Source organism: Uliginosibacterium sangjuense, from assembly GCF_059132465.1.
In genome coordinates, this window is record NZ_CP101132.1 from 2138010 (window position 1) to 2163369 (window position 25360).

General features: G+C 64.2%; 14 protein-coding genes. 11 read left to right on the forward strand and 3 right to left on the reverse strand.

All coding sequences use genetic code 11. The features are described 5' to 3' along the window. The first annotated feature begins 68 nt into the window (after nt 1-68). The 5 genes from NMB43_RS09995 to NMB43_RS10015 all read left to right on the forward strand — a co-directional run bounded on the left by NMB43_RS09995 (nt 69) and on the right by NMB43_RS10015 (nt 13171). The gene (locus NMB43_RS09995; RefSeq protein WP_494352011.1) at nt 69-2270 is read left to right on the forward strand and encodes a hypothetical protein; all 2202 of its coding nucleotides are present in this window, start codon (nt 69-71) and stop codon (nt 2268-2270) included. Between the two features lie 10 nt (nt 2271-2280). Then, on the forward strand, nt 2281-3951 hold the full coding sequence (locus tag NMB43_RS10000) for a hypothetical protein (protein WP_494352012.1): 1671 nt from the start codon (nt 2281-2283) through the stop codon (nt 3949-3951). A 10-nt stretch (nt 3952-3961) separates the two neighbouring features. Then, nucleotides 3962-11497, forward strand: a complete 7536-nt coding sequence (locus NMB43_RS10005) for a GNAT family N-acetyltransferase (protein ID WP_494352013.1) — start codon at nt 3962-3964, stop codon at nt 11495-11497. An 8-nt stretch (nt 11498-11505) separates the two neighbouring features. Next, entirely contained in the window at nt 11506-11628 is a 123-nt protein-coding gene (locus NMB43_RS10010; protein ID WP_494352014.1) for a hypothetical protein, read from the forward strand. A gap of 103 nt (nt 11629-11731) precedes the next feature. Beyond that, on the forward strand, nt 11732-13171 hold the full coding sequence (locus NMB43_RS10015) for a right-handed parallel beta-helix repeat-containing protein (RefSeq protein ID WP_494352015.1): 1440 nt from the start codon (nt 11732-11734) through the stop codon (nt 13169-13171). Here NMB43_RS10015 and NMB43_RS10020 read toward each other — a convergent pair whose 3' ends face one another. Genes NMB43_RS10020 through NMB43_RS10030 form a run of 3 tightly spaced genes read right to left on the reverse strand, consistent with a single transcriptional unit; the run spans nt 13172 to nt 17970 of the window. After that, a complete protein-coding gene (locus NMB43_RS10020; RefSeq protein WP_494352016.1) occupies nt 13172-14719 on the reverse strand; it encodes a SpoVR family protein in 1548 nt (515 codons plus the stop codon). A gap of 10 nt (nt 14720-14729) precedes the next feature. Next, nucleotides 14730-15998, reverse strand: coding sequence for a YeaH/YhbH family protein (locus tag NMB43_RS10025; protein WP_494352017.1), 1269 nt, complete (start codon nt 15996-15998; stop codon nt 14730-14732). Between the two features lie 49 nt (nt 15999-16047). Beyond that, nucleotides 16048-17970, reverse strand: coding sequence for a PrkA family serine protein kinase (locus NMB43_RS10030; protein WP_494352018.1), 1923 nt, complete (start codon nt 17968-17970; stop codon nt 16048-16050). Nucleotides 17971-18362: 392 nt separating this feature from the next. On the opposite strand from NMB43_RS10030, the gene tig reads away from it, so the two are divergent. The 6 genes from tig to NMB43_RS10060 all read left to right on the forward strand — a co-directional run bounded on the left by tig (nt 18363) and on the right by NMB43_RS10060 (nt 25357). Next, nucleotides 18363-19673: a trigger factor gene (gene tig / locus NMB43_RS10035; protein ID WP_494352019.1), complete on the forward strand. Its 1311-nt coding sequence runs from the start codon at nt 18363-18365 to the stop codon at nt 19671-19673. A gap of 63 nt (nt 19674-19736) precedes the next feature. Continuing rightward, on the forward strand, nt 19737-20357 hold the full coding sequence (gene clpP / locus NMB43_RS10040) for an ATP-dependent Clp endopeptidase proteolytic subunit ClpP (protein ID WP_494352020.1): 621 nt from the start codon (nt 19737-19739) through the stop codon (nt 20355-20357). 59 nt (nt 20358-20416) lie between these two features. Then, nucleotides 20417-21688, forward strand: a complete 1272-nt coding sequence (gene clpX, locus NMB43_RS10045) for an ATP-dependent Clp protease ATP-binding subunit ClpX (protein ID WP_494352021.1) — start codon at nt 20417-20419, stop codon at nt 21686-21688. Between the two features lie 111 nt (nt 21689-21799). Then, complete coding sequence (lon, locus tag NMB43_RS10050) at nt 21800-24220, forward strand: endopeptidase La (RefSeq protein WP_494352022.1); 2421 nt, start codon at nt 21800-21802, stop codon at nt 24218-24220. Nucleotides 24221-24389: 169 nt separating this feature from the next. Next, nucleotides 24390-24863, forward strand: a complete 474-nt coding sequence (gene tadA / locus NMB43_RS10055; protein ID WP_494352023.1) for a tRNA adenosine(34) deaminase TadA — start codon at nt 24390-24392, stop codon at nt 24861-24863. Between the two features lie 2 nt (nt 24864-24865). Next, nucleotides 24866-25357 carry a L,D-transpeptidase family protein gene (locus NMB43_RS10060; protein WP_494352024.1) on the forward strand — a complete coding sequence of 164 codons (492 nt, stop codon included), beginning with the start codon at nt 24866-24868 and terminating at the stop codon, nt 25355-25357. Nucleotides 25358-25360 lie beyond the last annotated feature (3 nt).

Genomic DNA, 25360 nt, shown 5'->3' on the forward strand with positions numbered 1-25360 from the left:
AACTCGCGCCTTCCGGGGGCGATTGAACCCCCCAAGAATGGGCCATCAGACCTATTCGGATGGCCGCCATGGCGAAGAAATACGCAGCCGACACACAGTACAACTGGACCGATGCGCTTGCGCCATGGGAACAGGCTGACGCGCAGGTGCAGGCGTTCAAGGATGCCAATCCTGGAGTCGAGCAGGGCTCCGGCGGAGAGTGGGGCCGCTACGAAACGCGCGGCGGTCGCGTGGAAGGCGAGCAGGATTACCAGGAGTGGGTGCCTCTCGCAAACCAGCCGTCATTCCAGACGATTGCCGGCGAGCGGCCAGGCCAGGACGCCGAGCTGCGGCGTACCCTGAACTCCCTCTACACCGGACCGCAGGACTGGCAGAAGGTTGTCGATTACGTCAACGCAAACCCCATCGACTTCAAGCTCGCGCCGACCGGAGTGACGGAAGGCAGTGAAGGCACGCAGGCGACCGAGAAGCGCACCTACGGCATCTGGGACCCTGGCAGCGAAAGCACGCTGGACACCGAGATGTCGATCCTGCGGACGCTGGACCCCGACAAGCTCACCGACGAGCAGTTCATCAAGGCCTACGGACAAGAGTTCAACAGCCTGAACCCCGAGACCCGCGCGGCGGTGATGGCGAACAAGCGCGCGACCATCGAGGGCCTGATCTCGAACACCGGGGGTGTGAAGGGAACGGAGATCGCGGGCCGCAACGCCTACAACGGCAGCTACCTGTCTGCTGGAGCTGAAGGCGGCTTCCAAGACCTGAGCAAGATGCAGTATGTCCCTGGCGTGGGCCTCTACGCCGGCAAGGACAACTACATCAACGCAAACGAAGAGTGGGACAACAATTTCGACAGCAACGTCAAGTACGCCTACATGGTCGCAGCGGCGGCTGGTGCGGCGGCTGGTGCCGGCCTGTTTGGTGGGGCGACGGCCGGCGCTGAAGCCGGTGTTGGCGCTGGCGGTGGGATCGGTGGCGGGGCGGGTGGAGGCGCGGGCGGCCTGACCAGCACCGGGGCCGGCAGCCTGAGCGAGATGTACGCCAGCGGCTCGGCCTTCGGCGGCGTGCCGGCGGCGACATCCGGGATCAGCGGCGGGGTTGGCTCTCTCGGGTCGGTCGAGGCGCTGGGCGGTGCCGGCTCTTTCGGCATGACGGCCGGGCCCGGGATGGGCGTGATCGGCTCTGGGGCGAACCTCGGGGCGGCCGGCCTGGAAACGCTGGGCGGCCTGCAGGGTATGTACTCGCAGGGCTTCGGCGGGATTGCTGAAGCGACCAGCGGAGCCGGACTGAACGGCACGATCGGTACGACTGCGGTAGGCGGTGGCTCCGGTTCTGGTGGTGGATCGGGCGGGCAGAGCAGCGTGCTCGACCAAGCCAAGACGGTAAAGGGCGCGCTGGACATCGCCAAGACAGTTGCAGGCATCGGCGCCGCGGCTGGTGTTGCCGGCGGGGGGTCAAGCTCGACTCCTGGTGGCGTGGCGCCGACGGCGACCGGGACGGACTACGGCGCACAAGCCTACGACTGGTTCAAGAACGTCTACAACAACCTCGGCACGGAACGCCAAGCCGTGAAAGACACGGCCACGAAGGCGGTGGCTGGCCAGCTCAGCGCCCAGGACAGCAGCCTGAAGAATGCGGCCTACGACCGCACCCTCTTCGAGACGACCTACGCCCCGTCGCTGCAGAAGCTGACGACCGACGCGCTGGCATTCGACGGAAACGCCGAAGGCAACCGCCTGGCGCAAGAAGCCAAGGCGGGCGTGACCAAGAGCTTCGGCGAGGCCCGCCAGAACTACCTGGACCGGGCATCTGCCAGCGGTGGCCTGTCCAGCGGGATGACGACCGCCACCCTGGCCGACATGGACGTGAGCGAAGCCGCCGCGAAGGCTGCGCAGATGAGCCGCGGGCGTGTCACCGGGCGAGAACTCGCCACCCAGCGCCTGACGAATGTGGCCCAGCTCTCAAGCGGCCTGGGCAGCCAGGCGAATGCCGACCTGTCGATGGCGAACGCTTCGGGTAGCTCGGCCGTGCAAAACGCCACGGTACCGGGCGCGGTGACGCGATCGGACGCGGCCTTGGTGGGCACTGGCACGCAGCTCGCGCAGACCGACAACCAGCAGAAGCTGGCGCGCGAAGTGGCGGCGAACAACTCCAGCTACGCCAATACCCTGCTCGACATGAAGCAGGACGAGAAAACCGCCGAATCCATCGGCGGGCTGGCTGGCGCAATCGGACAGATCGGCCAGTGGGCCGGCTGGTGGAAGCCGTAAGGGGATCGAGATGGACTTGCTACAGGCATTCAGCAAAGGGGCTTCTGGCCTTGTCGATGGCATCCGCCAGGGCGAACAGGACGCCGTGCGTCGCAAGCGCGATGAGGTGACGGACTATCTGCTCGACCGGCAACTTCAGCGTGTGCGCGAGGACGATGCGATCCGCGGTGCGACGCTGGCCGACATGAACCCTGGCCAGCCCAGCATGCCGGCCGGCGGAGGCGGTGCATCGCTGGCCGAAGCGCAGCCCGCCCAGGGCGCACAGCCGATGCAAGCGCCGCAGATGGGCGGGGCGGACCAGCAGCGGCAGGCCCTGCAGTACATCAACAAGGGGCGCCAGAAGGCCCTGGAGTTGGGGCGCTTCGACAAGTACGAAGAGCTTGGCCAACTGGCTGCCGGGGTGCGCACCAAGATGATCGACGGCATGCTGACCCAAGCGCAGCGCATGGGCGCATTCCAAAGCGAAGACATCTCGCCCCTGGTGCAGATCGCCAACGTGGCCGAGGACGGGATCGAGTTCTCGCAACCGGTACGCGGCCAGGACGGGAGCATCGAGGTCGGGGTGTCGCACTTCGGGCAAAAGCGCGACCCGCTGCGGTTCGCCAATGTGCGCGAGGCGCAGCAGAGCTTCATGGACTACCTGAACCCGCAAGGCCGCATGGCGCGCGAGAAGGCCACCAGCGACGCGATCCTGAAGGCGCGCGAGAAGGCGATGGAGGTCGAGGCGGCGGAAGCGGCCAAGGCCCGCTACGGCATGCACAACGTCAGCCCCGGGCAGACGGTACTGCGCAACGGGCAACCGATCTACCAGGCGCCGGCCGAAGCCAAGGCTGGCGATACACGGCCGATGACGGTGAAGATGCCGGGCGAGAACGCCGGGGAGGCGCTGTACGTGCCGGGACAGGGCTGGGTGACTCCACCTGGAGGCGGGCAGCAAGGCCAGAACCCGGACAAGGCGCTGAAGGCGCAAGCCGAGCTGGCCAAGGCGATCAAGGACGTGCTGCCGATGGACGCCATGGGGCAGCCTCTACCAGGCATGGACCCGCAGGTGGTGGCCAACGACGCCGGGCAGCTCATGCGGGCCAACGGCGGTATGTCGGCCGGTGTGGCGGCGCAGATCGCAGTGCAACTGGCGAAGGACAAGACCATGCCGGAGAGCCAGCGCCAGGTCGTGGAAAGCGCTGCGCTGGACCCGAATTCGCTGGAGTGGTCGCGCGTGGTGAATGCGAATGGCATGGGCACCTTCCTGATGCCCGGCGAGGTTTCTGGCGTGCCCGCAGAAAAGAGGTACGCCGAGGAAAGTGCGGCGGCGCGCCGGCTGGCGGAGAACAAGGTAAGCGCCTGGCTGCAGCAGCACATCTTCTCCAACCCCGACGCGGTGCGCGAGATCAACAGCAAGATGGTCTCGCCAACCGGGCGCGCAGAGCTCGACCAGCAACTGAAGGCAAAGGGCATCCCGGGCGGAGTGCGTGCGCTTGAGTTGTCCTACGCCTACGGCGGGCTCGCTTTGCCGAAGGGGATGGGGCGCCAGGACGCCAGTGTGTTCGAGCAACTGCGCGCCCAGGTGGAAGCGATGCGCGAGCAGGAGGCCGCTGCGTCTCGCAAGCGCACCTTGCCGGCAGGGCAGGCCCAGCGTTCGGCCTCTGGCCGCATCCCAACGCTGGCCGACATGAACCGATAACGGGGGCCGCATGGCAAAGAGTTTCCTGGACGATCTGCCGGCGTTTGGTGCTGACCAGCCGGCAGGCGGCTTTTCGTGGAAGGTGAGCCCGGAGGTTCAGGCCCAGCGAGACCAGTTGGCGAAAACGCTGGTGGAACGCGAGGCTGCGGCCGACCCTACGAACGTTGATCTGCAGCGCGAGCTGGCGCAGCGATTCTGGCCGAACAAGACGAGCGCGCCGCCGAAGATTGCCCTGCGCACCGAAAGCAAGGGCGACGGCTTGGGCTTCATTGACTCTTTGCCCGCATTCGGTGAGCCGGTCGGGCAGGGCATGCCAAGCAGCCGGGCCGGCATCGGGTATTCGGTGCCGGTGGCATCGGACGACATCGAGCAGACGCGCTACGCCCGCGAGATCTCCGCAGCACGCGACGCGACCATGGCCAAGGGCCGCTCGCTGGGCGAGAAGGGCTGGGACGCGCTGGCTGCCTGGGCGTCTGGAACCTATGGCCTGGTCGGCACCGGCGGCACGATCTACGGCCTGGCCACCGGCGACATGAACAACGGCGCCCGGAAGATGGCCGCCGACATCCAGCAGGCCGCCGCAGAGGCGCAGACCGATTACCTCAAGGCACTGAAGGCGGGCCGGCGCGAAGCCATCGACCAGCAAGGCACGAACGCCGGCAAGTTCCTGACGGCAGCCGGCGAGACGCTGGGCAGCCCGGCGCTGCTGGGTGACTTCATCGTCGAACAGATGCCGATGCTGATCTCGACCGGGCTTGTCGGCCGGGCGGTGGGCGCGGGCGCCAGGGCGGTAGGCGCGAGCGTGGATGCTGCCGGCAAGGTGGCGACGAACGCCGCCATCGGTACCGGCGCGGTGATGCAGGGTGCGGACGCTGCGAGCGGCGGTTACGACAAGATCATCCAGCACTACAAGGACAACCCGGAGGCGGCCCAGCAGTCGCCGACGATTCAGGCCCTGGTGCGTCAGGGAATGTCGGAGCAGGAGGCCATCGAGCGCGCGGCGCGTGCGTCGGCGGTGCTGGCCGGCGGTGGCTCGGCGGTCGCATCGTTCCTGCTGAACAAGCTGCCCGGGGCTTCGGCGCTGGAGCGTGCCTTGGCTGGCGGCATGCAGAAGACCGGCGCGCCCGGGATGCTGGCCGGGGCAGTCAAGGGCGGGCTGGGCGAAGGCGTCAGCGAAGGCGCGGACGAAGCATTCGGCCAAGTTGCCGGCAATCTGGCTGCCCAGCAGCACAATCCGGAACAGGCCATCGACGAAGGCGCAGCGGAAGCTGGCGCCATGGGTGCGCTGTTCGCGCCGTTCGGTGCCGTCGGCGGCGCTGTGGAAGGTGCCGGAGCAGCGCAAGGCGTGCCGCAGGTGGTGCGCGAGGCTGCGCAGCAGCCGATCATGCCCAACGGCGCGCCGGCTTCGCCACAACAGGCCGCGCCTGACCTGGGGCGGATCAGCGACGAGCGAGACGCCGTGCAACGCCGGATCGTGCAACTGCGCGAACTCGTTACCCGTGTATCCCCCGAGCAGCAAGGGGCGGTGCTGCAAGAGCTTGGAGACATGGAGCGGCGCGGTGCGGAGCTGACGCAGGCCATGCGCGCAGCCGTAGGGGAAGGAGCCGCCAATTCTGCCGCGGTACCGCAGCCGACGCCGGACCCGAATGTGGTGCTGGCCGAGCGCGCCCGCGTGCTGACCGACTTCATGGCCGACCGCACGGCGACCCGCGAACTGCGCGAGCAGGATCCGGAAGGCTGGGCGGAATACCTGAAGGCCTACCGGGTGGCCCTGAATCCAACGATCGCCCAGCACCTGCGCGCCAAGGCGATCGACGACATCGACGCCTACCTGGAGCGCCAGGGCTACGAAACGAGCATGTCAGGCGTGGAGCGCAAGCAGGCTGCAGCAGCGGCGAACATCGTGCCCTTCGCGCCGCCGCCACCCATCCGCCCGGGTGACCCGCAAGGCCGCATGGTGGCCGGCACGAACGGAGTTGCACGACCGGCATTCATGGACGAGGTGCAGCAGCCAGACCCGAACGTGCTGGACGGCCAGGTGCTGAGTGCCACCGAGGGCCCGGTACCGGTGCCACCGATGCAGGCAGACATGCGCGGTAACGTCGGCGCCCCTGAGCAGATGGCCGAGCTGCAGCAGGCCGAGCAGCGTGCAACCGACATGCGCCAGGCCGTGGCCGACGCCACCCTGCCGGCGCTGCCATTCATGGGGGACGCCAAGGCGGCAGCCCTCAACCTGACCCAGCAGGAGACCCGCCGTGGTGACGTTACCGGAGTGGATGCAGCGCGCGATTCAGGAGCAGGTGATCAGCGAGGCGGAGGCGATGGAGATCTTCTCTCTGTGCCTGGAGTCGCCGACGGAGGAAGTGGAGATGCCCTTGCACCTGCACAGCGCAGTGGAGCGGATCGCGCTGTGGGAGATGCCGGCGGGGCAGGGGGAGATGTTGGTACCGACGCACAGCCGGCTGCACTGATCGACCAGCGCGCCAACGAGGCCGCCACCAACCCGGCCAATGCCCTGGCGGAGCCAACGGAAGCGCAGAAGCGCGCCGGGAACTACCAGAAGGGACACGTCCGCGTGGCCGGCCTGGACATCTCCATCGAGAACCCGGAGGGCAGCACGCGCAGCGGTACGGACCCGAACGGGCAGGCCTGGACCAACACCATGGCCGCCCACTACGGCTACATCCGCGGCACGGTGGGCAAGGACAAGGACCACATCGACGTCTTCATCAAGCCCGGCACGCCGGCCGAGTACGACGGCCAGGTGTTCGTGATCGACCAGAAGAAGGCGAACGGGCATTTCGATGAACACAAGGTCATGCTGGGCTACGACAGCGAGGCAGAAGCGCGCGACGCCTACCAGCGCAGCTACTCCGACGGCTGGGACGGCATCCGCGCCGTGAAGGCCATGCCGATGGCCGAGTTCAAGGACTGGATCGCCAACGGCGACCACACGCGTCCGGCGATGGAAACGAAGGCCGACCGGATCAACCGCATCCTGACGAAAGGAACCGATGCTACCCAACCTGCACAAGTGGCTGAGAAAGGCCAAGAAGCGCGCCGACCGGAAAGCCAAGAGGCGCGAGGCGAAGCCAAGAGTGAAGCCGGAGGAATCGCAGCAGAGCTGAAGGCGGCGCGTGCGCGCAGTAGCGAAGCATTTGTGCGCGCTCCGGATGGCGGCTTGGACTTCGGCGAAATCACGGCAAAGCAGGCGGCAGAAATGCGGCGCCAGCCCGGGAAAATTCGGCTTCAGGTTGGCGTTCAGCATGCTGACGGCACCGGCTGGGGCTTGGCGCACATTGAGGCCCGGCACGGGAAGTCAATTCGCTCTGCTGGGTATCCCAGCGTGGAGGCGTTTGTCTCAGACGCGGTGCGCCACATCGACGCAATCTGGAAGCCAGGCAAGACCACTCAGTTGATCGCTGTCCAGTCAGGCGCGAAGGGGAAAGTCGTATTTCTTGAACTGCAGGCAGCCAGAGACGAAGCGGGCGACTACTACCGGATCAACAGCGCGTTTCCGGTGAGTGAAGGCTACGTTGGGAAAAAGCAGGAGAAAGAAGGATGGAAGCCACTTTGGAGCAGAGATCCCGTTTCTGCTGATGCGTCCGGCGCATCGGGCTTTGCAGGCAAGCATCCTAGTGCCGGTGATGCCGCCCCCACGGTTCGCCCCCAAGGTGGTACAGAAAATATAGCACAAACGGGCGAATCTGCCGCCCGCGCGCTGTTCGGAAACCCTGAGCCGAAATCGACCGTCGCCCAGGTGATGGAAGAGATCGGCGCCGAAACCGAGAAGCCCGGCAACGTGTATGTGGTGCAGTCGGTGCTGGGCATGCCGGCCCAGTACCGCCGCCGCATGGGCAAGAAATCTGGCGGTGGCATGGACTTCGAAGGCGTCTATTTCACCGACACCGGCGAGGTGTATCTGGTGGCCGACAACATCGAGCCCGGCCAGGCCTTCGCGGTGCTGATGCATGAAGCCGGCGTGCATGCAGGCCTGCGTGGGCTGATCGGCGACGAGGCCATGGGCAAGCTGGCCCGCCAGATCAAGCTGTGGGCCGCGCTGGAAGGCAACAGCGAAGAAGGCCGGCTGGCGCGGATCGCCCGCGACCGCATCCCTGCAGACACCGCGGCCGAGAACCGCGACGAAGAGCTGATTGCCTATTTCGTGACCGAAGCGGTGAAGGCTGGGCACGGGCCCCGCAAGCAGGGCGCGCTGGCCGGCTGGTTGCGCAAGTTGATGGATGCCGTCAAGGCCGGCCTGGCGAAGCTGGGCCTGAACCCTGCCACGCTGACGGCTGACGATGTGGTGGCGCTGGCGCGTGGGGCGCTGGAGTTTGCCAGCACGAAACACGGCATGCCCGAGGTGATGGCATCCACGCCGCAGCGCGCCCTGCACGCCTACGAAGCCGAGGCCGATGCCAGCGGCCGGCTGGTGCTGCACGGCCTGGACACCTCGCTGGAGCAGGTCGATCGCATCGGTGACAGCCTGCGCTTCTACCTGTACGCCGAGGGCGGCGGCGGCCGGCAGCGTGTTGGCTTTGTGGTGCTGGGCGTGGATGGCGCCGGCAAGCTGACCAGCCTGCGCAACATCGAGCTGGCGCCGAAGTACCGTGGGAAAGGGCTGGGGGAATCCGCGGTGCGTTCTCTCCTGGCCAGCCTGCCCGAGGGTGCTACGCTTGAGATTCAGGACATCCGCGCCGACGCGCTGCCATTCTGGAAGAAGCTGGGCACGCGCATGGCCAACATCTCAAGCGATCCGAACGTCGACATGAACGGCTCGCTATCGTGGGGCGACTATGGAAAAGCAAGAACAGATGGACAAGCAGCGGCTGATGAATCTGCCGGACAAGACGGATCCGGCGACGGATTCATGGCTTCAAGACCAGCTCAAGCAGGACGCGGAGAAGCGGCAGGAGCCAGAGAAGAAGTAGGGTTCTTCCCGCAGGAGAGCATCCCGAGCCCGCGCAGGGCGACCGAGCGCCTGCGCGATGCGCTGGCCGAGGGCAACGTGGCCAAGCTGGCGCGCGAGTACATCGCGGACCACACGCGCAGCGCCAAAACCTTCAACTTCCTGAATCGCTGGGTGGGCACCGGGTATCACAAGGCCTGGAAGGATGCCGACTACAAGCGGGCATTCGACGCGGCGGGCGGCTACATCGACGCGGTGAAGAACTTCGCTGCTCGCGCGATGGAAGAGGCGCCCGGCCTGCTGCCGGCGATGGAGCAGTTCGGCGACGCGCTGAAGCACCTGAACCCGGCACGCTACGCGCAGGAGAAGCGCGACAGCCAGGCGGTGAGCGCGGCGCTCTTCACCGGCACGATCGAAGATCGGTTCTACGGTGACGGTGAGCTGCGCAGCCGGTTCAAGCTGACCGATGCGCAAATCGCAAAGTACAAGGAGGCGCGGCGCGCGGTGGCCACCAGCCTGTCGGACCTGACCGAATCGCACCTGGCGGCCCTGGCCAGGACGGAAGGCCTGGATGTGCCGCGGCCGGGCATCGGCATGGCGGCGGCGCTGGATCACTACCTCGGCCAGCTCGAAGAAACCAGCGACTTGGCGCAGCAGATGCGCGAGGCTGTGCAGCAGATCGGCGAGCTTCTGCGCAACGGCTACATGCCGCTGATGCGCTTTGGCACCTACACGGTGGATGCCCTGGATGCGGCCGGCGAGCGGGTGGGCTTCTGGATGTTCGAAGACGAGGCCGAGGCCAACGCCTTTGCCCGCGAGCTGAAGGCGGCCATGCCAGAGGTGAAGGTGAGCCAGGGCGTGCTGTCGGAAGCGAGTCACGAGCTGTTTGCCGGCGTGTCGCCCGACACCATGGAAACCCTGGCGAAGGTGGCCGGCATGGAGCAAACGGAAGCCTTCCAGCAGTACCTGCGCCTGGCCATCGGCAACCGAAACGCCATGAAGCGGATGATCAAGCGCGGGAAGGTTCCGGGCTACTCGGACGACGTGTCGCGCGTGCTGGCCAGCTTCATCACCAGCAACGCCCGCCTGACGGCCAAGAACTGGCACATGGGCGAGCTGATCAAGTCGGTGGCGGAGATTCCCAAGGAGAAGGGCGACGTCAAGGACGACGCGATCGGCATGATGCGCTTCATCACCCAGGCCCAAGAGGGAGGCACCCGTCTGCGCGGCGCGCTGTTCCACATCTACATGGGCGGCTCGATTGCCGCGGCCGTAACGAACCTGACCCAGACCTTCACGACGACGCTACCGTACCTGTCGGCCAAGAAGGGCGCGGTGAGCCAGTTGCGCCGGGCCATGGCAGACGCGGCGCGGATGGTGGCACCTGGCAGCACCTGGGCGCCGGATGAAGCCGAGCTGCGCGGCGCGCTGGACAAGGCGTCTGCCGAAGGCATCACGGACCCGCAGCAGATCCACATGCTCTACGCCGAGGCCAACAAGTCGAGCCGGCTGGGCCGGGCGGCGGGCAAGGCCTGGGGCGAGTTCTTCAGCGTGGCCGAGCGCTACAACCGGCTGACGGCGTTCATCGCTGCCTACCGGCTGGCCAATGCCGAAGGCCTGCACGGGGCGGCAGCCTACGCCGTGGCGCAGAAGGCGGTGGAGGAAACCCAGTTCGTCTATGACAAGCACAGCCGGCCCGCCGTGGCCCGCTCAGCTTTGGGCGCGGCCGTCTTCACCTTCCGGCAGTACGCCGTCAGCTACCTCGAGTTCCTGAAGCGCTTGCCACCTCAGCAGCGCGCGGTGGCCCTGGGCGTACTGCTGGTGATGACCGGCATCGGCGGCTTGCCATTCGGTGACGACCTGGACGACATCATCGAGACGATCGGGCAGGCCGCCGGCTACAACACGAACATGGCGGTGTGGAAGCTGGAAGCCATGGAGGCCGCCTTCGGTGAAGAGGCGGCGCGCTGGATGATGTACGGCGCCTCGGCCGGCCTTCCGCTGGATGTGCATGGGCGCCTGAGCATGGGCAACCTGCTCCCGGCGACAGGCTTCTTCAAGCGCAGCCAGCAAGACCCGTTGCGCGAGGCGTCGGAAATCCTGGGCGCCGCCGGCAGCCTGGTATTCGTGAAGACGCGGGACGCCTGGGAGGCCGCAGGCGCTGGCCGGACGAAGGATGCCGCGCTGGCCATGGCCCCCAAGGCAGTGACGGACTTCGCCAAGGCGATCGACATGTACCAGACTGGCATGTACCGCAACACGCGGGGGCAGAAGGTGGTGGATGTGTCCGCACTCGATGCGGTGTGGAAGGCGGTAGGCTTCCAACCGTCGTCGGTGGCCCAGCCAGGACGGGCCCGGCAGATGCAGATGGAGCTGATCACCATGGCCAAGGTGGTGAAGTCGGACCTGCATGCGCGGGCTGCACAGGCCATGTTCGAGAACGACCCGCAGGCCCTGGCCGACGTGCTGGCCGATGTAGGGGCTTGGAACGCGCGGAACCCAGGCACGCCGATCGAGTGGGACGCCGGTGCAGTGCGCCGCCGCCTGCTGAACATGCGCCTGACGGCCGCCGAGAGAACTGCCAAAATGGCGCCGCGTGAGATGCGCGCGAACGCCAGGCGGGCGATGGGGGAATGATGGACAGGATGCTGGCCAGCTTGATCTACGGGATGGCTGCCATCGGCACAATCGGGTGCCTGGTGGCGTACCCCGTGCAATCGCTGGCCGTGATTCTGGTCGTGGCGGTGCTGGTGTGGCGGAAAAAGTGATCCCCATAAATTCCCCACAAACACAGGAAAGCCCCGATTCATGGGGATATGCGGTGCCCTTCCTGGGCACCATCTAGGACATAGTCCAACGCGGGGGCGATCGATGAGCCGGGTCAGGTTGAAAGTCCTGCTGGGGCTGCTGGTCCTGGGCGGGTTGGTGGGGCTGATCGCCGTACTGACGGTCCTGTCCTCGCAGTCCTTCGCACCGCGCGAGTGGGCGCGCTACGCCGAGCGCCGCGCCAGTGGCCACAACGCCCTGATCGAAGGGGTCGGTGCCCTCATCGGCAACAGCCTGCGTGCGCTGGATGCCTATTCGCCCGCAGCCCTGAGTGGCTTGCCCAACTGGATCGGTGCCCATCCCGGGCGCAGCGGCGAGCCGCCGGCGGGGCGCATCGTGGGTGTGGTCGACGAGGCGAGCCTGCGCGAGGCGATCACCCATGCCGAGCCCGGCGACGTATTGGACCTCCTGCCCGGCGAATACCGCATCACAGGCACTCTGAACCCACCCAGGGGCGGCCTGGCGGAACGCCCCATCGTGCTGCGTGCCGACCGCCTGGGCAGCGTGATCCTGCTGAGCGAGACGCGCGAGGCCTTCAAGCTGCTGGTGCCGTACTGGCAATTCGAGAATCTCGTGCTGCGTGGCGCCTGTGATCTGGACAAGGGCGCGCTGTGCGAGCATGCCTTCCATGTCGCAGGCGGCGCGCGCGGCTTCCAGTTGCGCAACAGTCGCCTGGAGGACTTCGACGCGCATGTGAAGATCAATGGTGAAGCGGGCCGTTTCCCGGATGCCGGCCGCATCGAAGGCAACACCCTGGTCAATCGCACGCCGCGCAAGACGCGCCTGCCGGTGACTTCGGTCGATCTTGTCGGAGCCAGTGGCTGGCTGATCGCCCGCAATCTGGTGGCCGACTTCGTGAAGAGCGGCGGTGACGGCATCAGCTATGGCATGTTCGCCAAGGGCGGTGGACGGGGTAACCGTTTCGACGCCAATCTCGTGGTGTGCGAGGCCGCCCTGGTGGGCCAGCCCGGGCAGCGCGTGGGTCTGTCCTTCGGTGGCGGGGGCACCAGCCCCGACCATTGCCGCGACCAGCGCTGCGTGGTGGAACAGGAGGGCAGCGTGATGCTCAACAACCTGGTCAGTCGTTGTTCCGATCGCGGCATCTACTTGAACTCGGCGGCCAATAGCAGCCTGTTGCACAACACGGTGATCGACACCGCCGGGGTGACGGTGCGCTATCCCGAGAGCAGCGCCCGCCTGCGTGGCAACCTGATCGACGGACCGCTAAGCGCACGCGACGACGCCGTCCTGCATGACGAAGAGGGCAATCGTTCGCAGGTGCTGGCGAGCTTCTTTGGGCGGCATCCGGTGCGCAGCCTGTTCCTCGACGCGGAGGCCTTGCGTTTCGAGTGGCGCGGCGCGCCGCCGGCGCACATCGAGGCCGATCCACAGCGCACGCATGACATGTGTGGCGCCAAGCTGGAAGGCGGCGTGCTGCCGGGCGCGTTCCAGGACGTCGCGGCTTGCCTCGCCGCGGCGCGCTGATCAGGCCGCGCTGGCCAGGGGGCTGCGTGGTTCGGGGCGGATCTCGTTGCAGTCGACGATGATGCCTTCGTCGTCCACCGACTCCAGGCGCACACCAAAGCCCCAGAGCCGGACGACGTGCTTGAGCATCTCCTCCGTGCTGCTGCCCAGCGGGCGACGCTTGTACATCTGGTGGCGCAGGGTCAGCGAGCGGTCGCCGCGCACGTCCACGTCCCACACCTGCAGGTTCGGTTCGCGCGCGCCGATGTTGTACTGCTCCGACAAGGCCTGGCGCACGCGCTGATATCCGCTGTCGTCGTGGATGGCGGCCACTTTGAGACGAGATTCGCGGTCGTCGTCGATGATGGCGAAGAGCTTGAAATCACGCATCAGCTTGGGCGACAGGAACTGGGCGATGAAACTCTCGTCCTTGAAGTTGCGCATCGCGAAGTCGAAAGTCTCCAGCCAGTTGCTGCCGGCGATGTCGGGGAACCAGCGCCGGTCTTCCTCGGTGGGCTCCTCGCAGATGCGGCGGATGTCGGTCCACATCGCGAAACCCAGCGCGTAAGGGTTGATGCCGCGATACCAGGGCGCGTTGTAGGGCGGCTGCATGACCACGCTGGTGTGCGAGTGCAGGAACTCCAGCATGAAGCTGTCGGCCAGTAGCCCCTCGTCGTACAGCGTGTTGAGCAGGGTGTAGTGCCAGAAGGTGGCCCAGCCCTCGTTCATGACCTGGGTCTGACGCTGCGGGAAGAAGTACTGCGAGACCTTGCGCACGATGCGCACCACCTCGCGCTGCCAGGGCTCCAGCAGCGGCGCATTCTTCTCGATGAAGTAGAGCAGATTCTCTTCCGGCTCGGCCGGAAAGCGCCGCTGGTTCATTGTGTTGCTGCGGGCCTCTTGTTGCGGCAAGGTGCGCCACAGATCGTTGACCAGCGACTGCAGGTATTCCTCGCGTTCCTTCTGGCGCAGCTTTTCCTTCTCGAGCGAAAGCTTGGGCGGGCGCTTGTAGCGATCGACCCCGACATTCATCAACGCGTGGCAGGAGTCCAGCAGCAGCTCGACCGCCTCCTCACCATGGCGTTCCTCGCATTGGGTCAGAAAGTTCCGCGCGAACAGCAGGTAGTCGATGATCGCGTCGGCATTGGTCCAGGTGCGGAACAGGTAGTTGCCCTTGAAGAAGGAGTTGTGGCCGTAGGCCGCGTGCGCGATGACGAGCGCCTGCATGGTCATCGTGTTCTCTTCCATCAGGTAAGAGATGCACGGGTTGGAGTTGATGACGATTTCGTAGGCCAAGCCCATCTGGCCACGCTTGTAGCCTTTCTCGGTGGCGATGAACTGTTTTCCGAAGCTCCAGTGGTGGTAGTTCACCGGCATGCCGACGGATGCGTAGGCGTCCATCATCTGCTCGGCCGTGATCAGCTCGACCTGGTTCGGATAGGTGTCGAGCTTGTAGTGTGCGGCGACGCGAGCGATCTCTTTCTGATACTGCTCGATCAGTTCGAAGCTCCACTCGGAGGGAGCCGGCAGGGGCTTGCGGCTGCGCTTGCGGGGCGTGGTCGTTGCCATGGCGTCGGCCTCAGACAAGTGATTTCTTGAACAGCTCTCGGAACACCGGATAGATGTCGGCGTAGTTCTCGATGTGTTGCATCGCGAAGTTGCGTTGGCTGCCCAGCAGTTTTTCGTACTCGCGCCACAGGTTCTGCGGCTCGCCCGGGGTGATCTCGATGTAGGCGAAGTACTGCATATGCGGCAGGATCGCGTCGGCCAGCAACTCGCGGCAGCGTGGCGAGTCGTTCTCCCAGTTGTCACCGTCCGAGGCCTGCGCGCCGTAGATGTTCCAGTTGCCGCCGGCATAGCGCTCGCGCACGATGTCGTGCATCAGTTCCAGCGCACTGGAAACCACCGTGCCGCCTGACTCGCGTGAGTGGAAAAAATCTTCCTCTTCCACCTCCTTGGCGACCGTGTGGTGACGGATGAAAACGACCTCGATCTGCTCGTAGGTACGCGTAAGGAACAGGTACAAGAGCATGAAGAAGCGCTTGGCCGTGGCCTTCTTCTCCTCGTCCATCGAGCCCGATACGTCCATCAGGCAGAACATGACGGCCTGGGTGGAGGGAATGGGTTGCCGCACGCGGTTGTTGTAGCGCAGGTCGAAGGTGTCGAGGAAGGGGATGGCCTCGATCTTGGCGCGCAGCACGCCGATCTCTTCCTTGAGTTTCTGGATGCTGGCTTCGTCGCGGGGGACGCAGGCTTCCAGTTTCTCGATCTCTTCGTGCAACTCGCGGATGCGCCCATTGTAGGGGGCGCCCAGGGCCAGTCTGCGGCCCAGCGCGCCGCGCATCGAACGCACGAGGTTGAGGTTGGTCGGCACCCCGTCGTTGGAGTAGCCGGCGCGGCGCGTCTTGTAGAGCGGGATGCGCGCGAGCTGCGTCTTGACCATGTGGGGCAGTTCGAGGTCATCGAAGAAGATGTCCAGGAATTCCTCGCGCGAGAGCTGGAAGACAAAATCGTCCTGGCTTTCGCCGCTGTCGCTGGCGCCCTTGCCGGCGCCACCCCCGCCGCCGCCGCCCATCGGGCGATTGATCTCGTCGCCTGCAGCGAACTGGTCGTTGCCGCTGAACACCTGCTCCCATTCGCCGCCCTGTCCGTGCGAGAAGGAGGGTTCGGACAGGTCGCGCGTGGGAATGGACACGTTCTCGCCGTTGTCCAGGTCCTTGATCGAACGCCCGTCGATGGCATCCGCCACCGCACGCCGGATCTGCTGCTTGAAGCGCCGCATGAAACGCTGGCGATTCACTGCACTCTTTTTCTTGCTGTCGGCCCGTCTATCTACGATGCGAATCATGTGTGTCTGCCGGCAAGAAGCGGGGGCGGGACGCCCCCGCTTGAGGCGATTACGAGGATTTGCGGACGCGCAGGTACCAGTCGCACAGCAGGCGTACCTGGTTCTCGGTATAGCCCTTTTCCTTCATGCGGTTGACGAAGTCCTGGTGCTTCTTCTGCTCGTCCGCGCTGCCCTTGGGCGAGAAGGAGATCACCGGCAGCAGGTCTTCCGTGTTCGAGAACATCTTCTTCTCGATGACCGCACGCAACTTTTCGTACGAAGTCCAGGCCGGGTTCTTGCCGCTGTTCTTGGCCCGCGCCCGCAGCACGAAATTGACCACCTCGTTGCGGAAGTCCTTCGGATTGCTGATGCCGGCCGGCTTCTCAATCTTCTCCAGTTCGTCATTCAGCGCCGAGCGGTCGAAGATTTCGCCGGTGTTCGGATCGCGATATTCCTGGTCCTGGATCCAGAAGTCGGCGTAGGTCACGTAACGGTCGAAGATGTTCTGGCCGTACTCCGAGTAGCTCTCCAGATAGGCCGTCTGGATCTCCTTGCCGATGAACTCGGCATAGCGCGGCGCGAGGTATTCCTTGATGTAGGCGGTGTAGCGCTGGTCGACCTCGGGCGGGTATTGCTCCTGCTCGATCTGCTGCTCCAGCACATACATCAGGTGAACCGGGTTGGCCGCCACTTCACGATGGTCGAAGTTGAACACGCGCGACAGCACCTTGAAGGCAAAGCGCGTGGAGAGGCCGGTCATGCCCTCGTCGACGCCGGCGTAGTCGCGATACTCCTGGTAGCTCTTGGCCTTGGGGTCGGTGTCCTTGAGGTTCTCGCCGTCATACACGCGCATCTTGCTGAAGATGCTGGAATTTTCCGGCTCCTTCATGCGCGAGAGCACGGCGAACTGGGCCAGCATCTTGAGCGTGTCGGGGGCGCAGGACGCATCCGACAGCGAGCTGTGCTGCAGCAGCTTCTCGTAGATGTGGATCTCGTCCGATACGCGCAGGCAGTAGGGCACCTTGACCGTGAAGATGCGGTCCAGGAAGGCCTCGTTGTTCTTGTTGTTCTTGAACTGTTGCCACTCGGATTCGTTCGAGTGCGCCAGGATCACGCCGTCGAAGGGAATCGCACCGAAACCCTCGGTACCCTTGTAGTTGCCTTCCTGGGTGGCAGTCAGCAAGGGGTGCAACACCTTGATCGGCGCCTTGAACATTTCGACGAATTCCAGCAGCCCACGGTTGGCCAGGCATAAACCGCCTGAATAGGAATAAGCATCCGGATCGTTCTGCGAGAACTGCTCCAGCTTGCGGATGTCGATCTTGCCGGTCAGGGACGAGATGTCCTGATTGTTCTCGTCACCCGGTTCGGTCTTGGCCACGGCGATCTGCGACAGGGCCGAGGGGCGCAGCTTGACGACGCGGAACTTGGTGATGTCACCGTTGTACTCGTGCAGGCGCTTGACTGCCCATGGCGACATGATGGTGTTGAGGTAGCGGCGCGGGATACCGTAGTCATCCTCGAAGATGTGTCCGTCTTCCGCGGGATCGAACAAACCCAGCGGCGATTCGTGCACCGGAGAGCCCTTGATTGCGTAGAAGGGCACGCGTTCGACGAGCTGCTTGAGCTTCTCGGCGAGCGAGCTCTTGCCGCCGCCCACCGGGCCGAGCAGGTACAGGATCTGTTTCTTTTCCTCCAAACCCTGAGCGGCGTGACGGAAGTAGGCGACGATGTTCTCGATGACCTCCTCCATCCCGTAGAACTCACGGAAGGCCGGATAGATCTTCATCACCTTGTTGGAGAAGATGCGCGATAGCCGCGGATCGAGCCGGGTGTCCATCATCTCCGGCTCGCCGATCGCCATCAGGATGCGCTCGGCCGCGGTCGCGTAGGCCGCACGGTCTGTCTTGCAGAGTTCGAGGTACTCCTGCAGTGAGTACTCTTCCTCTTTGGCAGCTTCGAAACGTGACTGATAGGCACTGAAAATACTCATTTGCTGCTCCTCTCTGTCAGTGTCGCTGCCCGCCTGCGCGGCAGTACGACTTGTTCAGGGACTAACGGCGGTCTCGCCATGCGGCTTGAGCGCACGCGACGATCGGTCCTGGATAAACACGCCTTGTGTTTGACCACATAACGCGCGGTTTGATTCCGCGGGTTGACCGGGCTTTCCCGTCCCTGTCCCAGCAATGCAGATTGCGTGCCACGAAACGTCCTTTCAGGCCTGCGGCGGGGGCTGAAGTCGCACCGAAGCCTTGTGGTAAGATCGCGGGCTTCGCATTCGTCTCGATGGCTTGCGTGCCTGTCGAGATTTGTCCGGTTTATGCCCCGCGCTGGTGCAACAAGGCTCTATCCGGACCCCACACCTATCAACCTGAGGATTTCTGCATGCAGACCAATGAAGTGACGCTGGGCGCACTGGAGCGCCGTATCGACATGTCCGTGCCGCTGGCCGACCTGGAAAAGGATGTCGAGGCTCGCCTGAAGCGCCTTGCACGCACCGTGAAGATGCCTGGCTTCCGCCCCGGCAAGGTGCCGATGAAGATGGTCGAGCAGACCTATGGTCCGCAAGTCCGCTCCGAAGCCATGGGCGAAGCCGTCGAGCGCGCCTTCGGTGAAAAGATTCGCGAGCAGAACCTTCGCGTGGCGGGCTATCCGCGCATCGAACCCAAGGCCGACGCAGCCGAAGGCGTGGCTGAGTTCAGCGCGGTGTTCGAGGTTTATCCGGAAGTCGTGGTCGGCGACCTCTCGGCGGCAGCCATCGAGCGTCCGCAACTGGTCGTGGGTGAGGCCGAGATCGACCACACCGTCGACGTGTTGCGCAAGCAACGCGCCGTGTTCGAAACCGCACAGCGTCCGTCGGAAGATGGCGATCGCGTGGTGATCGACTTCGCCGGCCGCAAGGATGGTGAGCTGTTCGAAGGCGGTCAGGCCACCGACTTCCCGGTGCAGGTTGGCGGCGGCCAGATGCTGCCCGACTTCGATGCCCAGCTGAAGGGTGTCAATGCCGGCGACAGCAAGAGCTTCGACCTGACCTTCCCGGCTGACTACCACGCCAAGAACCTGGCCGGCCAGACCGTGCAGTTCGAAATCAAGGTGAAGTCGGTGGAAGCGCCCCGTCTGCCCGAAGTGGATGCCACTTTTGCGCAAGCCCTGGGTGTGGGCGATGGCGATGTCGCCAAGATGCGCGCCGAGATCAAGAGCAATCTGGAGCGCGAAGTGAAGCGTCGCATCCAGGCCAAGGTGCGCGAGCAGACCTTCGATGCGTTGATCGCCGCCGGCAACTTCGATTTGCCCAAGGCATTGATCGAGAACGAGTCCCAGCGCATGGCCGAAATGGCCAAGCAGGACATGGTCCAGCGCGGCATGGATGCCAAGCAGTTGCCGCCGGTCGATCCGAGCTGGTTTGTGGAACAGGCCACCAAGCGGGTCAAGCTTGGCCTGATCGTTGCCGAAATCGTCAACAAGAATGAACTGCAGGCCAAGCCCGAGCAGGTGCGCGCACAGATCGAGGAAATGGCGCAGAGTTACGAAGATCCGCAGCAGGTCATCAAGTGGTACTACTCGAAGCCGGAAAACCTGTCGAACGTTCAGGACATGGTGGTCGAGCAGAATGTGATCGACTGGGTGCTGGCCCGCGCCAAGGTGAGCGACACGCCGATCACCTTCGATTCGCTGATGGGAACGAATCCTGCTTGAAGTGAATCTGAGTAATACCGGATCGTCGGACTCCACATGAATCACTACAGGAAGCAAGCAACGATGCAAACGAACTGGGAACCGCAAGGGCTGGGCCTCGTGCCCATGGTTGTCGAGCAGAGCGGCCGGGGCGAGCGCGCCTACGACATCTATTCGCGCCTGCTCAAGGAACGCGTGGTCTTCCTGGTCGGCCCCGTCAATGACGTGACCGCCAACTTGATCGTGGCGCAGTTGCTGTTCCTGGAGTCCGAGAATCCGGACAAGGACATCTACTTCTACATCAACTCCCCCGGTGGCTCGGTCACGGCAGGCATGGCGATCTACGACACCATGCAGTTCATCAAGCCTGCCGTCAGCACGCTGTGCATCGGCCAAGCCGCGAGCATGGGCGCGTTCCTACTCGCAGCAGGTGAGAAGGGCAAGCGTTTCTGCCTGCCTAACTCACGCATCATGATCCACCAGCCCCTGGGTGGTTTCCAGGGCCAGGCCTCGGACATCGAGATCCACGCCCGCGAAATCCTGACCCTGCGTGCGAAGCTGAATGACATGCTGGCCCTGCATACGGGTCAGCCTGTAGATCGGATCGAAAAGGACACCGACCGTGATAATTTCATGTCGGCGCAGGAAGCGATGAATTATGGTTTGGTAGACAAGGTGCTGGTCAGCCGCTCTGACGCCGCCTGACCGGTCTCCCGCCAAGCCAGCCTGCGAGTCCGTACGAACCAGCCAGAGAGCAGAACAAGATGAGTGACAAAAAGCCTGCCAGCGGTGAAAAACTGCTCTACTGCTCCTTCTGTGGCAAGAGCCAGCATGAAGTGCGCAAGCTGATCGCCGGTCCGTCAGTGTTCATCTGCGATGAGTGCATCGACCTCTGCAACGACATCATCCGCGATGAAATTGGCGCGGACGCCGGCAGCCGCTTGGACAAGGGCGACCTGCCCACGCCGCGCGAGATTGGCGAGATCCTCGACCAGTACGTGATTGGCCAGGGGGCCGCCAAACGCATCCTCGCGGTAGCGGTGTACAACCACTACAAGCGTCTGCGTCACATGACGAAGACGGCCGACGATGTGGAACTCGCCAAGAGCAATATCCTCTTGATCGGTCCTACTGGTTCCGGCAAGACGCTGTTGGCCCAGACCCTGGCCCGTCTGCTGAATGTGCCCTTCGTGATGGCCGATGCGACGACGCTCACCGAAGCCGGCTACGTCGGCGAGGACGTCGAGAACATCATCCAGAAGCTGCTGCAGAAGTGCGACTACGATGTCGAGCGCGCGCAGCAAGGCATTGTGTACATCGACGAAATCGACAAGATTTCGCGCAAATCCGACAACCCGTCCATCACCCGCGACGTGTCTGGCGAGGGGGTTCAGCAAGCGCTGCTGAAGCTCATCGAGGGCACGGTGGCCGCAGTGCCGCCACAAGGCGGGCGCAAGCACCCGAACCAGGATTTCGTCCAGGTCGACACCACCAACATCCTGTTCATCTGCGGCGGCGCCTTCGATGGCCTGGACAAGGTCATCCGCAATCGCACCGAACAGGTCGGTATCGGCTTCGGTGCCGAGGTGCGCAGCAAGGAAGAAGTGCGCGTGTCCGAGGCACTGCTGCAGACTGAACCGGAGGATCTGATCAAGTACGGCCTGATCCCCGAGTTCATTGGTCGCCTGCCGGTCGTGGCCACGCTGCATGAGTTGGATGCCGAGGCGCTGATCGAGATCCTGATCGAGCCCAAGAACGCGTTGATCAAGCAATACCAGAAGCTCTTCTCGATGGAGGGTGTGGAGCTCGAAGTGCGTCCCGCGGCCCTGCAGGCGATTGCGCGCAAGGCGCTCAAGCGCAAGACCGGCGCCCGCGGCCTGCGCTCCATCATCGAGGCGGCGCTGCTCGACATCATGTACGAGCTGCCCGGCATGGAGAACGTGTCCAAGGTGGTGGTGGATGACAGCACCATCGAGTCGGGCGGCAAGCCTATCCTCATCTACGCCGATCAACCCAAGGTGTCGGGCTCGAACTGAGCGCCCCCTGTCCAAGTAGTGTCTGAGCAGTCTGGCGCGGCGCGCAATGCGCCGCTTGAATTTGTTTGCGGATGGCCCCAGCTAGGGGAAGTACCAGCATAAGGAAATCACATGTCCAGCAAACCTGAACTCCCTCCCGAGACCATCGAGCTCCCCCTGTTGCCCTTGCGCGACGTGGTGGTGTTCCCGCACATGGTCATCCCGCTGTTTGTTGGGCGTCCGAAATCCATCAAGGCCCTCGAGACCTCGATGGAATCCGGCAAGAGCATTCTGCTGGTGGCGCAGAAGTCCGCCGCCAAGGATGAGCCGACGGCAGAAGATCTCTATTCGATTGGTTGCGTGGCCAACATCCTGCAGATGTTGAAGCTGCCTGACGGTACCGTGAAGGTGCTGGTGGAAGGGACGCAGCGCGCGCGCGTGGAAAGCGTGGAAGACCAGCGCACCGTGTTCGTGGCCAATGTGACGCCGATCCCCAGTGAGGAGCTCGGCACCCACGAGATCGAGGCGATGCGTCGCGCGATCATCAGCCAGTTCGACCAGTACGTGAAGCTCAACAAGAAGATTCCGCCGGAGATTCTGACTTCGCTGGCGGGCATCGACGAGGCCGGGCGCTTGGCGGATACCATTGCTGCCCACCTACCGCTGAAGCTGGAGCAGAAGCAGGAAGTGCTGGAGTTGTTCGATATCGGGCAACGTCTTGAGCGCCTGCTGTCGCAACTGGAAACCGAGCTGGACATCCTGCAGGTCGAGAAGCGCATCCGTGGTCGAGTCAAGCGCCAGATGGAGAAGAGCCAGCGCGAGTACTACCTGAACGAGCAGGTCAAGGCGATCCAGAAGGAGCTGGGCGAAGGCGAGGATGGTGCCGATCTCGAAGAGATCGAGAAGAAGATCAGCACCTCCGGCATGTCCAAGGAAGCACTGGCGAAGGCCCAGTCCGAGCTCAAGAAGCTGCGCCTGATGTCGCCCATGTCGGCCGAAGCCACCGTGGTACGCAACTTCATCGAGACGCTGACCAACCTGCCGTGGAAGAAGAAGTCGCGCATCAGCAAGGATCTCGGTGATGCGCAGAAGATTCTCGACAAGGATCACTTTGGCCTGGAGAAGGTCAAGGAGCGCATCCTTGAGTATCTGGCAGTGCAACAGCGCGTCGACAAGCTGAAGGCGCCGATCCTGTGCCTGGTTGGCCCCCCAGGGGTGGGCAAGACCTCGCTCGGCCAGTCCATCGCCAAGGCGACGAACCGCAAGTTCGTGCGTATGTCGCTGGGCGGCGTGCGTGACGAGGCCGAGATTCGTGGTCACCGTCGGACCTACATCGGTTCCATGCCGGGCAAGATCCTGCAGAACATGACCAAGGTGGCGGTGCGCAATCCCTTGTTCCTGCTCGACGAAGTGGACAAGATGGGGCAGGACTTCCGTGGCGATCCCAGTTCGGCGCTGCTGGAGGTGCTGGATCCAGAGCAGAACTCCACCTTCGTCGACCACTACGTCGAGGTCGAGTACGACCTGTCGGAAGTCATGTTCGTGGCGACCGCCAACTCGCTGAACATCCCGGCGCCGCTGCTGGACCGTATGGAGATCATCCGTCTCTCGGGTTACACCGAGGATGAGAAGGTCAGCATCGCCCAGCGCTACCTGCTGCCCAAGCAGATGAAGAACAACGGCGTGAAGCGTGACGAGCTGTCCGTCACCGAAGACGCACTGCGCGACATCATCCGCTACTACACCCGTGAGGCCGGCGTGCGTTCGCTGGAGCGCGAGGTGTCGAAGATTTGCCGCAAGGTCGTGAAGTCGCTGGTCATGCGCAAGCGCAGCAGCAAGATCGTGGTGAATGCCAAGAACCTGGACAAGTTCCTGGGTGTGCATCGCTACAGCTTCGGCATGGCGGAGAAGGAGAACCAGGTTGGTCAGGTGACTGGTCTTGCGTGGACCGAGGTGGGCGGCGAGTTGCTGACCATCGAAGCCGTCTCGCTGCCGGGCAAGGGTACGATCAAGACCACTGGCAAGCTGGGTGAGGTGATGCAGGAGTCGATCCAGGCCGCCCTGTCCGTCGTGCGCAAACGCGCTCGCCAACTGGGCATCTCTGAAGATTTCTACCAGAAGAGCGATATTCACATCCACTTGCCTGAGGCGGCGACGCCCAAGGACGGCCCTTCGGCTGGCATCGCCATCGCTTCGGCGCTGGTCTCGGTGCTGACCGGCATCCCGGTGCGGGCCGATGTGGCAATGACGGGTGAGATCACGCTGCGTGGGGAGGTGCTGCCCATCGGTGGTTTGAAGGAGAAGCTCCTGGCTGCGGTGCGCGGTGGCATTCGCAAGGCGCTGATTCCGGAAGAGAACGTCAAGGATCTCAGCGAACTGCCGCCGGGTATCAAGGACAAGATCGAGATCGTGCCGGTGAAGTGGTTCGATACCGTCCTCGAGCACACCTTGGAGCGTCAACCGGAGCCTTTGCCGGAAGCGGATGCCGCTGCCGCGCCGGCCGCGGTTGCCGCAGCGGACGATGTGGGGACGTCTGGCGTGATTACCCACTGACGACTTCCTCGCGCGGTCGAATCAGCCACTCAGCAGCCCGCAGGCACTTCGTGCTTGCGGGCTTTTTCATGCGCAGGTGAGCCGTTGAAACACGGCCAGGCACTCAGGCTCTAGAATGTCGTGGGGGTGGTCGCAGCCACCCTGAAAATGGAGCAGCGAGGTGGGCGGGATGAGCGGTGAGCAGGACGAGTTCTTCATGCATGAAGCATTGAGTCTGGCGCGCCAGGCGGGCAGTCTTGACGAGGTGCCGGTTGGCGCAGTGGTGGTGCTCAATGGCGAAATCGTGGGGCGTGGCTTCAATCAGCCGATCCGGGCTCATGACCCGACCGCTCATGCCGAAATCATGGCCTTGCGCGACGCCGCCCAGCGCATCGGCAACTATCGCCTGCCGGGCTGCGCGCTGTACGTCACGTTGGAGCCTTGTGCTATGTGTGCCGGCGCGATCATGCATGCGCGCATCGCACGCGTAGTGTTCGGCGCCCGCGACCCCAAGACGGGGGTGTCCGGCAGCGTCATCAATCTGTTCGGAGAGTCACGCCTCAATCACCACACCAGCGTGGAAGGCGGCTTGCTCGACCAAGAGTGCGGTGAAATGCTGTCTTCATTCTTCGCGGCCCGTCGCAATCGGACGCTGTCGACTTGAGCATGTCCTTGCGCGGACTCTCGCTTCGGGTGTCGCTATCCCGCCAGATGCTTGAACTGTGGTCTGCGGGCGCATGCATCCGTCGCTACCCGGTGTCGACTGCACTCAAGGGGGCCGGAGAGGTGTCCGGCAGTGAGTGCACACCGCGTGGTCGGCACATCGTGAGGGCACGTATCGGATCAGGCCTGGCGCCGCATGCTGTCCTCAAGGGGCGGCGTTCCACAGGGGAACGGTGGACCGCGGAACTGGCTGCAACACAGCCTGGGCGAGACTGGATTCTTGGCCGCATCCTGTGGCTATCGGGCTGCGAACCGGGTTACAACCGGCTTGGCCTGGTCGACTCGATGCGCCGTTACATCTACATCCACGGCACGCCCGACGACCAGCCGATGGGCGTGCCTCTGTCGCATGGCTGCATCCGCATGCGCGTGGATGAAGTTGTGGAGCTGTTTGAACTGGTGCCGGCCGGAACACCGGTGGAGATTCTGGAGTGAGTC